This is a genomic window from Streptomyces sp. NPDC051041 (genome assembly GCF_044456065.1).
In the GTDB taxonomy this organism is placed as follows: domain Bacteria; phylum Actinomycetota; class Actinomycetes; order Streptomycetales; family Streptomycetaceae; genus Streptomyces; species Streptomyces glaucus.
Genome location: NZ_JBITFM010000004.1, coordinates 223,758 through 238,867 on the forward strand (window position 1 = coordinate 223,758; position 15,110 = coordinate 238,867).

The 15,110-nt window shown below is 76.5% G+C and carries 12 protein-coding genes; 8 read left to right on the top strand and 4 right to left on the bottom strand.

Features of this window, described 5'->3' with window-relative positions:
• Positions 1-27: 27 nt before the first annotated feature.
• Complete coding sequence (hrpB, locus tag ACIBAI_RS09665; RefSeq protein ID WP_399032558.1) at positions 28-2,574, bottom strand: ATP-dependent helicase HrpB; 2,547 nt, start codon at positions 2,572-2,574, stop codon at positions 28-30.
• Between the two features lie 97 nt (positions 2,575-2,671).
• Positions 2,672-3,544 carry a class I SAM-dependent methyltransferase gene (locus ACIBAI_RS09670; protein WP_399032560.1) on the bottom strand — a complete coding sequence of 291 codons (873 nt, stop codon included), beginning with the start codon at positions 3,542-3,544 and terminating at the stop codon, positions 2,672-2,674.
• 307 nt (positions 3,545-3,851) lie between these two features.
• Between ACIBAI_RS09670 and rpsA the strand changes: the two genes are divergently transcribed.
• From rpsA to ACIBAI_RS09690, 4 genes are all read left to right on the top strand, one after another.
• The gene (rpsA, locus tag ACIBAI_RS09675) at positions 3,852-5,342 is read left to right on the top strand and encodes a 30S ribosomal protein S1 (RefSeq protein ID WP_344600994.1); all 1,491 of its coding nucleotides are present in this window, start codon (positions 3,852-3,854) and stop codon (positions 5,340-5,342) included.
• A gap of 277 nt (positions 5,343-5,619) precedes the next feature.
• Complete coding sequence (locus ACIBAI_RS09680; protein WP_399032563.1) at positions 5,620-6,558, top strand: PAC2 family protein; 939 nt, start codon at positions 5,620-5,622, stop codon at positions 6,556-6,558.
• Between the two features lie 85 nt (positions 6,559-6,643).
• Entirely contained in the window at positions 6,644-7,252 is a 609-nt protein-coding gene (gene coaE / locus ACIBAI_RS09685; protein ID WP_399032565.1) for a dephospho-CoA kinase, read from the top strand.
• Positions 7,253-7,302: 50 nt separating this feature from the next.
• Positions 7,303-7,683 carry a tetratricopeptide repeat protein gene (locus ACIBAI_RS09690; RefSeq protein ID WP_344600989.1) on the top strand — a complete coding sequence of 127 codons (381 nt, stop codon included), beginning with the start codon at positions 7,303-7,305 and terminating at the stop codon, positions 7,681-7,683.
• 362 nt (positions 7,684-8,045) lie between these two features.
• Here ACIBAI_RS09690 and ACIBAI_RS09695 read toward each other — a convergent pair whose 3' ends face one another.
• The gene (locus tag ACIBAI_RS09695; protein ID WP_399032567.1) at positions 8,046-8,675 is read right to left on the bottom strand and encodes an RNA-binding S4 domain-containing protein; all 630 of its coding nucleotides are present in this window, start codon (positions 8,673-8,675) and stop codon (positions 8,046-8,048) included.
• A 149-nt stretch (positions 8,676-8,824) separates the two neighbouring features.
• On the opposite strand from ACIBAI_RS09695, the gene ACIBAI_RS09700 reads away from it, so the two are divergent.
• The 3 genes from ACIBAI_RS09700 (at position 8,825) to ACIBAI_RS09710 (ending at position 11,597) form a co-directional block, all read left to right on the top strand.
• Positions 8,825-9,613, top strand: a complete 789-nt coding sequence (locus tag ACIBAI_RS09700; RefSeq protein ID WP_399032569.1) for a uracil-DNA glycosylase — start codon at positions 8,825-8,827, stop codon at positions 9,611-9,613.
• 41 nt (positions 9,614-9,654) lie between these two features.
• Positions 9,655-10,614 carry a prolyl aminopeptidase gene (gene pip, locus ACIBAI_RS09705; RefSeq protein ID WP_399032571.1) on the top strand — a complete coding sequence of 320 codons (960 nt, stop codon included), beginning with the start codon at positions 9,655-9,657 and terminating at the stop codon, positions 10,612-10,614.
• 200 nt (positions 10,615-10,814) lie between these two features.
• Positions 10,815-11,597: a nucleotidyltransferase family protein gene (locus ACIBAI_RS09710; protein ID WP_399032573.1), complete on the top strand. Its 783-nt coding sequence runs from the start codon at positions 10,815-10,817 to the stop codon at positions 11,595-11,597.
• A gap of 90 nt (positions 11,598-11,687) precedes the next feature.
• Here ACIBAI_RS09710 and ACIBAI_RS09715 read toward each other — a convergent pair whose 3' ends face one another.
• Entirely contained in the window at positions 11,688-12,638 is a 951-nt protein-coding gene (locus tag ACIBAI_RS09715; RefSeq protein ID WP_399032575.1) for an expansin EXLX1 family cellulose-binding protein, read from the bottom strand.
• Between the two features lie 336 nt (positions 12,639-12,974).
• On the opposite strand from ACIBAI_RS09715, the gene ACIBAI_RS09720 reads away from it, so the two are divergent.
• A complete protein-coding gene (locus ACIBAI_RS09720) occupies positions 12,975-14,831 on the top strand; it encodes an FUSC family protein (RefSeq protein ID WP_399032577.1) in 1,857 nt (618 codons plus the stop codon).
• Positions 14,832-15,110: the final 279 nt, after the last annotated feature.

Sequence of the window (15,110 nt, forward strand, 5' to 3'; positions counted from 1 at the left end):
CGCGCGGAAGGCCCGGACGGGAACCCGTCACCGCCCGAGCCGCGCGGTGGTGTGCCGCGTCGGCTCGGCGCTCGCCGGGTCCTCGGGCCACGGGTGCTTCGGATACCGCCCGCGCAGCTCGGCCCGCACCGCCCGGTAGCCGTCCCTCCAGAAGGAGGCCAGATCGGCGGTGACGGCGGCGGGCCGGCCGGCGGGGGAGAGGAGATGGACCAGGAGGGGCACCCCGGCGACCGCGGGCGACTCCCGGAGCCCGAACATCTCCTGCAGCTTCACCGCGAGCACGGGCCGCTCGGGATCGGAGTAGTCGATCCGGACCCTGGACCCGCTGGGTACGGTGATCCGCTCCGGGGCGAGCTCGTCGAACCGCGCCGCCTGCCCCGAGGCCCAGGGCAGCAGCCGCCCGAGCGCCTCCCCGGCGTCGATCCGCGCCAGGTCCGCCCGCCGCCGGGCCCGGCTCAGCTCCGGCTCCAGCCACTCCGCCAGCCGCGCGTGCAGCGCGTCGTCGGAGACGTCCGGCCAGGGCTCCCCCAGGTGCCGCCGCAGAAACGCGAGCCGCTGCCGCACCACACCGGCCCGCGGCGACCACCGCAACAGCCCGAACCCCTCCCGCCGCAGCCCCTCGACGAGCGCGGCGCGCACGAGACCGGGATCGGCGTCCCGCAGCGGGCGCACCGCCAGCTCCACGGCCCCCAGCCGCTCGACCCGCCGGGCCACCACGTCCCCGTCGCCCCAGTGGACCTCGTCCCGCTCCGTCAGCAGCGCCCCCGCGGCACGCCGGGCGATCCCCTCGTCGACGGCCGCGCCCAGCCGCACGCGCGCGTGCCGCCCGCCGGCGGGCCGGTCGGCCACGGCGACGGCGATCCAGGGCGCCCCGCGCAGCCCGCTCCCCTCACCGACCTCGGCCCGGGTCCCGGACACCATCAGACACGAGCCGCCGTCGGCCCTGGCGACCCGCTCGGGGAAGGCGAGCGCGGCGACCAGCCCGACGGCCCCGTCCTCCGGCAGGCCGGCCCCGCCGGAGCCGCCGTGCGCCCGGACCGCCTCCCCGGCGACGGCCCGCAGCCTGCGCACCTCCGCCCGCCACCGCGCGGCATAGGCGTCGCCCCCGCGCCGCGCGGCCCGCAGGGCGGACGCCAGGTCGTCCCCGTACTCCCGGGGCGCCTCCTCGCTCAGCAGGGCGACCACCTCGGCGGCCCGCTCCGCGCCCACCAGCGGCGCCGCGTCCAGCAGCGCCCGCCCCAGGCGGGGATGCAGCCCCAGCCGCGCGAGGACCGCCCCCCGCTCCGTGACCCGCCCGGCGGAGTCGACCGCCCCCACCGCCGCCAGCACCGACCGCGCCGCCGCCATCGCCCCGCCCGGCGGCGGATCCAGCAGCGCCAGCCCGGACGCCTCCGGATCGCCCCAGCACGCCGCCTGCAGCGCGAACGCCGTCAGATCGGCCACCTTGATCTCCGGGGACGGGAACCGCGGCAGCCGGGCGTCCTCCGCCTGAGACCAGCAGCGGTACACCACACCCGGCGCCTCGCGCCCGGCCCGCCCCGCCCGCTGCCGCGCCGCCGCCCGCGAGGCCCGCACGGTCGTCAGCGTGCTCAGCCCGCGCGCGTGGTCCACCCGCGGCTCCCGCGCCAGCCCCGAGTCCACGACCACCCGCACCCCCGGGACCGTCAGCGACGACTCGGCCACGGAGGTCGCCAGCACCACCCGGCGCCGCCGCCCGGGCGTCAGCACCGCGTCCTGCACGGCCGCCGGCGCCCGCCCGTGCACCTGGAGCACCTCCACGCCCTCCAGGTCCCCGAGCAGCCCCGCCACCCGCGCGATCTCACCGACCCCCGGCAGGAAGCACAGCACGTCCCCCGCCCGCTCGGCCAGCGCCCGCCGCACCACCGACGCCACGTGCGCCAGCAGCGCCGGATCGGCCCCCGGGCCGTGCGACGCCCCGGGAGCGCCCCCCGCCCGGGCGGGAGCGGGGGAGGGGCGCCGCGGCGGCGCCCAGACCACCTCCACCTCGTACGCGGCCCCGCGCGCCTCGACCACCGGCGCCCCGCCCAGCAGCCGCGCCCACCCCTCGGCGTCGGTCGTCGCGGAGGCCGCCACCAGGCGCAGCCCCGGCCGCAGCAACTGGCGGACGTCCCACAGGAACGCCGCCGCCGTGTCCGCGTCCAGGTGCCGCTCGTGGCACTCGTCGAGCACCACCACGTCGACGCCGGCCAGCTCCTGGTCCCGCTGCAGCCGCTGCAGCAGCACGCCCGTGGTGACCACCTCCACGCGCGTGCGCCGCCCGACGACCCGCTCCCCGCGCACGGTGTACCCGACGCTGTCGCCGGCCTGCTCGCCCAGCAGCCACGCCATCCGCCGGGCCGCCGCCCGCGCCGCGATCCGCCGCGGCTCGGCGACGACCACCCGCCGCGCGGGCCCCTCGCCGAGCAGCCCCGCCAGGGCCAGGGGCACCAGGGTCGTCTTGCCGGTACCGGGCGGCGCGACGAGGACGGCGGTGCCGTGCGTCTCCAGGGCGTCGTCCAGAGCGGGCAGGGCAGCGCGTACGGGCAGGGCGTCCAGGACGTCGTAACGGATCACGCCCCCAGTGTCGTACGTCCCCCGGACCCGCCCGCCCGCGCGCGGGTCCCTCCGGCCCCGCGCGCGGACGGAGGCCGGTCCCGCTCGTGCACCGGGGTCAGTCCCGCTCGCACACGAAGATCGCGGTCCCCGGGATCAGGGTCCCGCGCAGCGGCGACCAGCCGCCCCACTCGGCGGTGTTCCAGGCGGGCCACTCCGGCTCCACCAGGTCCACCAGCCGGAAGCCGCAGGCCACGACGTCCCGCACCCGGTCGCCCAGGGTCCGGTGGTGCTCGACGTACACCGCGCGGCCCCGCTCGTCCTGCTCGACGTAGGGCGTGCGGTCGAAGTAGGAGGCGGACACCGTCAGTCCCTCGGGTCCCGGCTCGTCCGGGAACGCCCAGCGGATCGGATGGGTGACCGAGAACACGAAGCGCCCGCCCGGCCGCAGCACCCGGCGCACCTCCCGCAGCACCAGCCGCGGATCCGCCACGAACGGCAGCGCCCCGTACGCCGAGCACGCCAGGTCGAAGGAGCCGTCCGCGAAGGGCAGCGCCCCCGCGTCGGCGCACACCAGCGGGAACGACCCGCCGATGCGCAGCGCGTGCTGCAGCTGCCGGTGCGAGATGTCCAGGGCCACCGGGCGCGCGCCCCGGCCGGCGAGCCAGCGCGAGCACTGGGCCGCGCCCGCGCCGATCTCCAGGACGTCGCGGCCCTTCAGCTCCTCCGGCGGGCCGAGCAGCCCGGCCTCCGCCTCGTCCAGCCCCTCCGGGCCCCACACGAAGCGGTCGTCGCCGAGGAAGGTGCCGTGCTCGATCTGGTACTCGTCCGCGTTGCGGTCCCACCAGCCCCGGTTGGCCCGGGCGCTCTCCGCGACGTCGGCGGCGCGCCGGGTGGCCTCCGGTTCGGGCGCTTCGGGCTCTTGGATGATCGGCTCCCTCGTCGTACTCTTCCGTCCGACCCGCCGCGACGGGGGTCGCAAAAGGGGCATCGCGCGTTCGGGTGGCCCCGGTCGGCAGACTCTGTGCCGGTTATGCGGGGATCCGCCCCGGGTGTGCGGCTTCGCGCATTGACCCCGCCCGGCTGCCCCCGTATGCTACAAGTTGCGCTGCGGGCCTGCGCACCTCAGACGTAGCAGGCTGCGCTCGCATCTGTTGTATGTCCCCTCGGTTGTCGAGGCGCCATCACCAGTTCTCTGGTGAGGCGCTTCCTTGGCTGTCCGGCTTCTGCAGAGCGAAACGGGCTCCAGCGTGAGCAGTACCTACGACTTCAATGTCCGTACCGGAGCCCTTTTCCACATGACGAGCAGCACCGAGACCACCGCTTCCACCCCGCAGGTAGCGGTCAACGACATCGGTAACGAGGAAGCGTTCCTCGCAGCGATCGACGAGACGATCAAGTACTTCAACGACGGCGACATCGTCGACGGCGTCATCGTGAAGGTCGACCGGGACGAGGTCCTGCTCGACATCGGTTACAAGACCGAAGGTGTCATCCCGAGCCGCGAGCTCTCGATCAAGCACGACGTCGACCCGAACGAGGTCGTCGCCGTCGGCGACGAGATCGAGGCCCTGGTCCTCCAGAAGGAGGACAAGGAAGGCCGCCTGATCCTCTCGAAGAAGCGCGCCCAGTACGAGCGTGCCTGGGGCACCATCGAGAAGATCAAGGAAGAGGACGGCATCGTCACCGGTACCGTCATCGAGGTCGTCAAGGGTGGTCTCATCCTCGACATCGGCCTCCGCGGCTTCCTGCCGGCCTCCCTGGTCGAGATGCGCCGCGTCCGCGACCTCCAGCCCTACGTGGGCAAGGAGCTCGAGGCGAAGATCATCGAGCTGGACAAGAACCGCAACAACGTGGTCCTGTCCCGCCGTGCCTGGCTGGAGCAGACCCAGTCCGAGGTCCGCCAGACCTTCCTCACCACCCTCCAGAAGGGCCAGGTGCGGTCTGGTGTCGTGTCCTCCATCGTCAACTTCGGTGCCTTCGTGGACCTGGGTGGCGTCGACGGTCTGGTCCACGTCTCCGAGCTGTCCTGGAAGCACATCGACCACCCGTCCGAGGTCGTCGAGGTGGGCCAGGAGGTCACCGTCGAGGTCCTCGACGTCGACATGGACCGCGAGCGCGTCTCCCTGTCGCTGAAGGCGACCCAGGAAGACCCGTGGCAGCAGTTCGCCCGCACCCACCAGATCGGCCAGGTCGTGCCCGGCAAGGTCACGAAGCTGGTTCCGTTCGGTGCGTTCGTCCGCGTGGACGAGGGCATCGAGGGTCTGGTCCACATCTCCGAGCTGGCCGAGCGCCACGTGGAGATCCCGGAGCAGGTCGTCCAGGTCAACGACGAGATCTTCGTCAAGGTCATCGACATCGACCTGGAGCGTCGCCGGATCTCGCTGTCCCTGAAGCAGGCCAACGAGTCCTTCGGTGCCGACCCGACCGCTGTCGAGTTCGACCCGACCCTGTACGGCATGGCCGCGTCCTACGACGACCAGGGCAACTACATCTACCCCGAGGGCTTCGACCCGGAGACCAACGACTGGCTGCCGGGCTACGAGAAGCAGCGCGAGGAGTGGGAGCGCCAGTACGCCGAGGCGCAGGCCCGCTTCGAGCAGCACCAGGCGCAGGTCATCAAGTCCCGCGAGGCGGACGCCCAGGCCGCTGCCGAGGGTGGCGAGGCCGCCGCTCCGGCCGCGTCCGGCGGTTCGTACTCCTCCGAGGGCGGCGACAGCTCCGGCGCCCTGGCCTCGGACGAGGCGCTGGCCGCGCTGCGCGAGAAGCTGGCCGGCGGCCAGAGCTGATCCCCTCCGCAGGGAGCCTCAGCCGCTGAGGTCCGGTCGATGACCGAGGGCCCGTACCCCACGTGGGGTACGGGCCCTCGGCGTGTCCGCGTCCGCCGGTGTCCGCGGCAGGACCAGGGCCGCGTCCCCCCGCCTGCGCGTGCGGTCGCCGCGATCCGTCACACACCGCGGCGACGCGGGAAACGCGGGTGGGGAGAGCCTGATCAGGGGCGTGGGAGGGGAATGCCCGCGCCCCTGATCATGTTGTGCGGTACGAACAAGAGGAGGAGCGGTCACAGTGCTTGATCCGCAGGGTTTGTACGCATGGGAGCCGAAGGGGCTTGCCGTCGTCGACATGGCGCTCGCCCAGGAATCGGCCGGACTTGTCATGCTCTACCACTTCGACGGATACATCGACGCGGGTGAGACCGGCGACCAGATCGTCGACCGGATGCTCGACTCGCTGCCCCACCAGGTCGTCGCCCGATTCGACCACGACCGGCTCGTGGACTACCGTGCGCGTCGCCCGCTGCTCACCTTCAAGCGCGACCGCTGGACCGGCTACGAGGAGCCCGCCATCGAGGTGCGGCTCGTCCAGGACGCCACCGGAGCGCCCTTCCTGCTGCTGTCCGGACCCGAACCGGACGTGGAGTGGGAGCGGTTCGCCGCGGCCGCCCAGCAGATCGTCCAGCGGCTCGGCGTCCGCCTGTCCGTGAACTTCCACGGCATCCCCATGGGCGTGCCGCACACCCGCCCCGTCGGCCTCACCCCCCACGGCAACCGCACCGACCTCGTCCCGGGGCACCGCAGCCCCTTCGAGGAGGCGCAGGTGCCCGGCAGCGCCGAGTCCCTCGTCGAGTACCGGCTGATGGAGGCCGGACACGACGTCCTGGGCGTCGCGGCGCACGTGCCGCACTACATCGCCCGCTCCCCCTACCCGGACGCGGCGCTGACCGTCCTGGAGGCCATCACGGCGGCCACCGGCCTGGTCCTGCCCGGCATCGCGCACGCGCTGCGCACCGACGCGTACCGCACGCAGCTGGAGATCGAGCGGCAGATCCGGGAGGGGGACGAGGAGCTCACCGCGCTCGTCCAGGGCCTGGAGCACCAGTACGACGCCGCCGCCGGGGCCGAGACCCGGGGCAACATGCTCGCCGAGCCCGTCGACATCCCCTCCGCGGACGAGATCGGACGGGAGTTCGAGAAGTTCCTGGCGGAGCGGGAGGGCGACAACTAGCCCCCCGAGCCGGGGGACCGGCGGCCTCCCGGCCGGCCCGGTCCCGCCGGACGCCCGGCCGGCGCCGGGCCCTAAGCTTCCGTCCATGCTGAAGGTGGGCCTGACCGGCGGGATCGGCGCCGGCAAGAGCGAGGTGTCGCGGCTGCTCGTGGAGTGCGGAGCCGTGCTGATCGACGCGGACCGCATCGCACGCGAGGTCGTGGCACCGGGCACGCCCGGTCTCGCCGCGGTCGTCGACGCCTTCGGCGAGGAGGTGCTCGCCGGGGACGGCAGCCTGGACCGGCCCCGGCTGGGCTCGATCGTGTTCTCCGACCCGGAGAAGCTGGCCGTCCTGAACTCGATCGTGCACCCCCTGGTGGGCGCCCGCTCCCGCGAGCTGGAACAGGCCGCCGCCGAGGACGCCGTCGTCGTCCACGACGTCCCGCTCCTCACGGAGAACGGCCTGGCGCCGCTGTACGACGTCGTGGTCGTCGTCGACGCCGATCCCGCCACCCAGCTCGACCGGCTGGTCCGGCTGCGCGGCATGACCGAGGAGGACGCACGCGCGCGCATGGCCGCGCAGGCGACGCGCGAGCGGCGCCGGGAGATCGCGGACATCGTGATCGACAACGACGTACCGCTGGAGCGGCTGGAGCGGCGCGTGCGGGAGGTCTGGGCCGAGCTGGTCCGCCGGGCGCGGTCGTCCGGGGAATAGCGCCCCTGCCCGCGGGCGTTGAATCCGGTCAGCAAGGGAAGGACTCTGCCGTGCCCGAGACCAGCGGTTCGACCGGACGCACCCCGGAGACGCACGTCATCGACTTCCGCGCCGCCGAGCGACTGCTCGCCGCGCGGGACCCGCGGGGCGCGGTGAAGCTGCTCGACGGGGTCATCGCCGCCCACCCGGAGAACACCGCGGCGCGGCTGCTGCGCGCGCGGGCCTTCTTCGCCGCCGCCCAGCTCCGGCCCGCCGAGCTGGAGTTCACCATCGTCCTGGAGCGGGAGCCGGACAACGCGTTCGCGCACTTCGCGCTCGCCCGCACCTACGAGCGCCAGGGACGCCCCGACCAGGCCCGGCGCCACTTCCGCCTGGCCGCCGCGCTGGACCCCAACCCGCAGTACCTGCAGCGGGCCCGCTTCGACTCCTAGCGCCGGCCGGCGCCCGATCCCGCGCCCTCCCACGGGCGGTGGTCCGGCGGCGGGTGCGACGGGACGTCCGGGCCCGGCCGGCGGCGCGGGTGCCCGAGCACCACGGCCGGGTCGCCGGTCACGACCACCCGCGGCACCCCGCAGGCGACGGCCCGCCCCCGGCCGTCCGGCGGGAACGGAACGCGACCGTCCCGAAGGCGGTTCGGACCAGCCCCACACGCTCAGCCGGGACCGCGCCCGCGGCGCGTGCGGGCGGTCGGGGGCTTTCCCGCCCGTACACGGCGCGCTCACCGCTCCCGTCCGGGACGTACTCCTCGCCGCGGACCCGCGCCGGGGACGAGCGGGGGAGCGCCGGCGGGCGGTCAGCGGGCTTCGGGACGGCCCCCGGGTCCCCGCATGCCCTCCAGCCCGCGCAGACGTTCCAGCTCGCGGCGGTCCCGCTTGGTCGGGCGGCCCGCGCCGCGGTCGCGGATGCCGATCGGGGCGACCGCCTCACGGGGCGGGGGCGGCGGGGAGTTGTCGACGTAGCACTGGGCGGCCACCGGGGCGCCGACCCGCTTGCGGATCAGCCGCTTGACGACGACGATCCGCTCGCGGCCCTCGTGCCGCAGCCGCACCTCGTCGCCGATGCGTACGGAGTGCGCGGGCTTCACGCGCTCGCCGTTCACCCGGACGTGACCGCCCCGGCAGGCGGTCGCGCCGATGGAGCGGGTCTTGACCAGGCGTACGGCCCAGATCCAGCTGTCGATGCGGACGTTCTCGCCGTTCTTCGGGGCGGCCGCCTCGGCGGCGGCCACCGCGGCGGCGACCTTGGGGTCGGCGGCCGCGTCCGGTGCGGTACCGGAGTCCCGGCCGGCACCGGTCCCCTGCCCGGCGCCGAGGTCCGGCGCCGCCGTGGCGGGACCCCGGGCGCCGGCCGCCCGGCCGTCCCGGTCCGCGCCGGTCCCGTCCCCGCCCATGCCGCCTGTGTCCTGGTCACGCTCGGAAGCCATGCCCCCGACCTTAGCCCCCGGGCGGCCCTCCCGGAGCGGCCGGACGCGGGGAGGGGGCGGGCCGGCGGCCGGCGCCCGGGCGCGGTCCCCCTCCCGAGCCGTGCGTTCGCAGCCCTCCGGGCCGCGTCGCGGGGCTCTACGGTTGGGACATGGACGCCACCGGACTCCACGGACCCGCCGGGTCCCGCGGCCCCGCCGATCCCCCCGGCCCCGCCGGGCTGGCCGGGCTCGACCGGCGCATCGCGGACTGCCGGGCCTGTCCCCGGCTGGTCGCCTGGCGCGAGGAGGTGGCGCGCACCCGGCGGGCCGCCTTCGCGGACTGGACGTACTGGGGCCGGCCGGTGCCGGGATTCGGACCGGCGGACGCCCGGCTGCTGATCGTCGGGCTCGCCCCGGCGGCGCACGGCGGGAACCGCACGGGCCGGATGTTCACCGGGGACCGCTCCGGGGACGTGCTGTACCAGGCGCTCCACGACGTGGGACTCGCCTCGCAGCCCGCCTCCGTCGCCGCAGACGACGGCCTGGAGCTGTACGGTGTCCGCGTCACCGCGCCGGTGCACTGCGCCCCGCCCGCCAACAAGCCCACCCCCGGGGAGCGGGACACCTGCCGCCCCTGGCTCGTGCAGGAGCTGCGGCTGCTGCGGCCCACGCTGCGGGCCGCGGTCGTGCTCGGCGCCTTCGGCTGGCAGGCCGCGCTGCCCGCCTTCGCCGCGGCGGGGTGGACCGTGCCGAGGCCCCGGCCCGCCTTCGCGCACGGGGCGCGGGTCCGCCTCGACGGCCTCGACCTCTTCGGGTGCTTCCACGTCAGCCAGCGCAACACGTTCACGGGCCGGCTCACCCCCGCGATGCTGCGGGAGGTGCTGCGCACGGCGGCCGGGGCGGCGGGCCTGCCCCACGGGACCCCGGCCCCGCCCCCCGGTCCCACGGACCGGCCGTAAAGGGCGCGACGGGAGGGCCGCGGGAGCGTTACGTTGCGCGGATGGGCCTGTATCCGGAGATCGAACCGTACGCGCACGGCATGCTCGACGTCGGTGACGGCAACCGCGTGTACTGGGAGACCTGCGGGAATCCGCGCGGCAAGCCCGCGGTGGTGCTGCACGGCGGACCCGGATCGGGCTGCACGCCGTACTTCCGGAGGTTCTTCGACCCGGAGGCGTACCGGATCGTGCTGTTCGACCAGCGGGGGTGCGGGCGTTCGACACCGCACGCGAGCGCGCACGAGACCGACATGAGCGTCAACACCACCGCCCGTCTCCTGGCCGACCTGGAGCTGCTGCGGCGCCACCTGGGAGTCGAGCGGTGGCTGGTGTGGGGCGGCTCGTGGGGGTCGGCGCTGGGACTGCGGTACGCGCAGACGCACCCCGGGATCGTGTCCGAGCTGGTCCTCACCGGGGTCGCGACCGGCTCCGCCGCGGAGGTGGAGCTGCTGACCAGAGGGCTGGGGAAGATCTTCCCGGAGGCCTTCGAACGGTTCCTCGCCGCGCTGCCCCCGGACGAGCGCGACGGCGACCTCGCCGCCGCGTACAACCGGCTGCTGGAGTCGCCCGACCCCGAGGTGCGGGCACGGGCGGCCCGGGCCTGGACGGACTGGGAGACGGCGATCGTCCCGGCGCCGCCGCGCTCGGTGGCGCGCTACGAGGACCCCGTCTTCCGCCTGGGCTTCGCCCGCACGGTCACCCACTACTTCGGCAACGGCCACTTCCTCGGCGAGGGGAACGACGAGGGCGTCGTCCTGCGCGACGCGCACCTCCTCCGGGGCATCCCCGGCACGCTGGTGCAGGGCAGTCTCGACTTCGGCAACCTGCTCGGCGTCGTCCGGCGGCTCCACCACGCCTGGCCCGGCAGCGAGCTGATCGTCGTCGACGACGCCCGGCACGGCGCGGGGGAGCCGGGCGTGCCGGAGGCGCTGGTGGCGGCGACGGACCGGTACGCCGAGTAGCCGACGGGCCGGAGCCTCCACGGGAACCGGGCGGGCGCCCCCGCGCCCCGAGGAGGCCCGGCTCCTGCTGCCCCGGCCGGCGGCCGGGGCCGTTTCCGGACACGGTGCGCCGCGCGTCGCGGAGCGGGTGGTGGGGCGCCGCCGCACCGCCGTACGCTTCCGGTGACGATGTGCCGCCCCCTCGACACCGGAGCCGTACAGTGCCCTTGTCCACGGACCACGCCGCCTTCCTCGACGCCGTCGCCGACCGCCTCGCCGCGCTCCCCGGCGTCCGGGCCGTCGCTCTCGGCGGCTCCCGCGCCCAGGGCACCGAGCGGCCCGACAGCGACTGGGACCTGGCGGTCTACTACCGGGGCGGCTTCGACCCCGCTGATCTGCGCGCCGTCGGCTGGGAGGGCGAGGTCTCGGGGATCGGCGACTGGGGCGGCGGCGTCTTCAACGGCGGCGCGTGGCTGACGATCGACGGGCGGCGGGTCGACGTCCACTACCGCGACCTCGACGTGGTGGAGCACGAACTGGCGGAGGCGGAGGCGGGCCGCTTCCGCGTCGAGCCGCTGCTGTTCCACCTGGCCGGCATCCCCAGCTACCTGGTCGTCGCCGAACTCGCCGTCAACCGGGTGCTGCGGGGCGCGCTGCCCCGCCCGGCCGCCTATCCGCCGGCCCTGCGCGAGTCCGCTCCCGCGCACTGGCACGGCCTGGCCGCCGCCACCCTCTCCTACGCCGAGGCCGGCCACGCCCCGAAGGGCGCCCTCGCCCAGGTCGCGGGCGCCGTCGCGGTGGCCGCGACGCAGACCGCGCACGCGGTGCTGGCGGCGCGCGGGGAGTGGGTGACGAACGAGAAGGGGCTCGTCGAGCGGGCCGGGCTGGCCGAAGTCGACGCCCTCGTGGGCGGTCTGACGCCCGATCCGGAGGGGCTGGCCCGGGCCGTGGCCGAGGCCGGGGCGCTTCTGGGGCGGGCCGTGGAGGCGGCCCGGCGGCGCTGACCGGGAGGTGCGCGCTTCCCCGCGGCCCCCGCATCCGCCCGGCCGCGGACCCGGTCGCCGGGAGCGGGGCCGCCGGCGGACGGCACCGCGTCAGTGCCGGGCGAACTGGACGCGGGCCGGCTGGACGACGTCCGGCCGCACGGGGACGCCGTCGACGGTCAGCTGTTCCCCGTAGATGTCGGTGAGCCTGACGGGGCCGCCGCAGCCGGTGCCGTCGGGGGAGAGGAAGTAGTTGTACTCGGTGCGGGTCAGCCGGCGCCAGCCGCCGCCGGTGCCGACCTCCAGCCGGGCCAGCGGGTTGCGGTGGCCGATCGCCTGGATGCCGCACCAGTGACTGCTGGAGCCGGTCTTGTAGCGGAGGGAGATCGTCCCGGACGTGCCGGGGCTCACCAGGCGCCAGGTGACCGCGATCCGGCCGGCGGAGAGATCGGCGAGTTCGGCGAAGGCCTGCTTGCCGAGGTCGAGTTGTCCGGGCGCGCAGGGCAGGGGGCACTCGTCGGTGATCCGGACCGTGACGGAGGCGTTACCCGCGCGGACGAGCACGTACGCCCCGCACGCCTTGGACGTCTCGTAGTCGGCGGTGTTCATCGCCGCGACCATGAGGTCGCGGCTCGGGCCGTACAGGCAGGCCCCGTCGCCGTCGGCGTCGTAGTGGGTGGCGACCCCGTCGCGGACGGCCCCGGGCTCGATCCTCCCGGCCAGCGGCGCCGCGGCGGCGGCCGGACGCGCGGCGGGCGTGGGGGCGCCGGCCGGCGACGGCCGCGCCGACGCGGTGGTCGCGGCCGGTGCCGGGGCGCCGGTGGCGGGCGTCGTGGCCGGGGCCGGGGAGGCCGTGGGCGGTGTCGGCTCCGTCGCCGCGGACGGGACGCTCTGCCGGGTGCCGGTGGCGGGCGTGGCCGCGGCCCGCACGGTGTCCGGCCCGCCGGCCGGGCGGAACGCCACGGCCAGGGACACGAGGAGCCCGGCGGTGGCCGCGGCGACGGCGCAGACCACGGCGGTGCGCCGCGTGCGGCGGGGGCGGCGGTGGGAGGGGGAGGCCACGGGCGGGTCCTTACGTGGTTCGGGGGAACGCGCTCTCGGACCGTCAGTGGCCGCCGGGACCGGAAAGGTTGCCGGGGACTTCGGCGGCGGCGCGGCGGACGGAGCTCCGCCCGCACCGCCCTGCCGGGAGCCGCCCGGCCGACGCGGCCCCGCCCGTGCCCGGCGGCGCGCGGTCACGGGGCACGGGCAGGTCCGCGCCGACCGGCGGCCGAGCGTCACCTCGGCGAAACAGCCGCGTTCCCTCCGCCTGTCTTTCCGCGCCTACGGTGGAGCCCACCGCCCGGTCACCGTCGCCCGACAGCACGTCACCGCCCCCGACCGGACGACAGGAGCCCCGTGTCCCGCAGCGTCACCCCCGCACTCCCGCCCTGGCTCGCCCACCCCCTGCGCGTGCAGCGCGGACCCGTCCCCTGGAGCGCGGTCACGCGGGGGGCGCTGGCCGCCGGGCCGCTGCTCCTGGTCGCCGTCCTGGCCGGCCGCGCCTCCCTCGGCGTCGTCGCCGCCGTCGCCGCCATGTTCGCCGGGATCAACGACCGGCCGGGCGGCCGGCGGGCCTGTGCCGAGCGGATCGGGGCGCCCGCGCTGGCGGGCGCCCTCGGGCTGCTCGCCGGGACGTACGCCGGGCAGCACATGGGAGCCGTACCGCTGACCCTGCTGTTCACCGGGCTCGGGTTCGTCGGCGGCGGCGTCAGCGCCGCCGGGCCCGTGGCCTCCGCGGCGGGGACGCAACTGCTCGTCGCCGCCGCCGTGGGAGCCGGGATGCCGCTGCCGGACACCGGGTGGGAACGGGCGCTCGCCTTCCTCGCGGGAGCCGGATGGCTGCTGGCGCTGCGGCTGGCGCTGCCGACGCCCGGCTCGCGCGCCCGCGACTTCCGGTTCGACGGGGAGCGGGAGGCGGTGGCCCGCGTGTACGACGCGATCGCCGCGCTCCTCGCCGCCGCCGGCGGGCCCGACGCCACCCGGCGCCGCGCCGCGCTCACCGCCGCCCTCGACCACGCGCAGGACGCGCTGGCCGGGCCCCGGCTGCGGCGGTACGCCTCCGCCGCGGCCGAGCGGCGGCTGCACGCGCAGTACGCCGCAGCGCTGCCCCTCGCCGAGGCCGCCACCGCGCTCGCCTGGGCGGGCGAGGCCGTGCCCGCCCGCGCCTGGGCGGGGCCCCGGCGTCTGGCCGCCGCGGTACGCGGCAACACGCACAGCGGGCGGCTGCCCGCCCCCGCCCGCTCGGCGCCCGCCCTGCGCGCCCTCGACGACGCCCTCCTGCACGCCGCGGAGGCCTTCGACCGGGCCGCGGGCGGCGACCTGCACACCCGCAGGCGGTCCCTCGGCTCCCTCGCCCGCACCGTTCTCGGCGCCGCCGGGCGGGAGTACGGGCTGCGCGTCGCGCTGTGCTTCGGGGCCGGGGCCGCCGTCGCCCAGGTCCTGCACCACGCCCGCTGGTACGGGCTGCACGCGCACTGGTACTGGCTCCCCGCCACCGTCGTCTTCCTGGTCAAGCCCGATCTCGGGCCCCTCGTCTCGCGCGTGCTGTGCCGCGCGGCCGGGACCGTGCTCGGGGCCCTCCTCTTCGCCGGGTTCGCCGCAGTGCTGCCCCGGCCGGGCGGACTGATCGCGCTCGTCGCTGTCAGCGGCGCGCTCATCCCGGTCGCCACCCGGCACTTCGCCGCCCAGACCGCCGTGGTCACCGTGCTGGTCCTGGCCCTGGTGATGGCCGGCGGGGAGCCGCAGGCCTCCGCCGCCCGGATCGGCGAGACGCTGCTGGCCTGCGCCATCGTGCTGATCGTCGGGCATCTGCCGGTGCCGGGGCAGCACGGCGGGGGCGTACGCGCCCGGCTCGCGGCGGCGGGCGGCGCCGCCCGGGCCTACCTGGTCCACGTGCTGAGCGAGTCCGACGACCGCGCCACCCGCTGGCGGCTGCGCCGCGAGGCCTACCGCACGCTCGCCGAGGCCCGTGGCGCCATCGCCCTCGCCGGTGCCGAGCTTCCCGCGCTCGCCCGGCACGCCGAGGGCGCGGACGAGGTGGCCGCCACCCTCGAACGGCTCGTCGACACCACCACCGCCTGCGCCGTCCACCTCGACGACACGGGCCGGCTCACGCCCCGGCACGTCGAGCGGCTCGCCGAACTGCGGGACGAGCTCGCCCACCGGCGCGAGCGCCTGGGACTGCGGCTGCCGGAACCGCCGCTCGCCGGGTAGCCGGGCGGGCGGCTGACCGGGCGGGCAGCCGGAAGGGCGGACCGCCGGGCGGGGCAGGCGGGCAGTCCGACAGGCGGGCAGTCCGACAGGCGGGCGACCGGACCGCCGGGCCGAGGCCGTCCCCGTGGCCCTCACCGGTCCGTGCCCCGGCCCGCGCACGACCCGCGCACGACCCGCGCCGCCCTCGCGCGCGCCGCCCGTCGCAGGGCGGGCACCCCGGGAGGAGGGGAAAACCCGAGGGGCCCGTGCCGACTTCCGGGACGCCTGCGGGAAATGAGC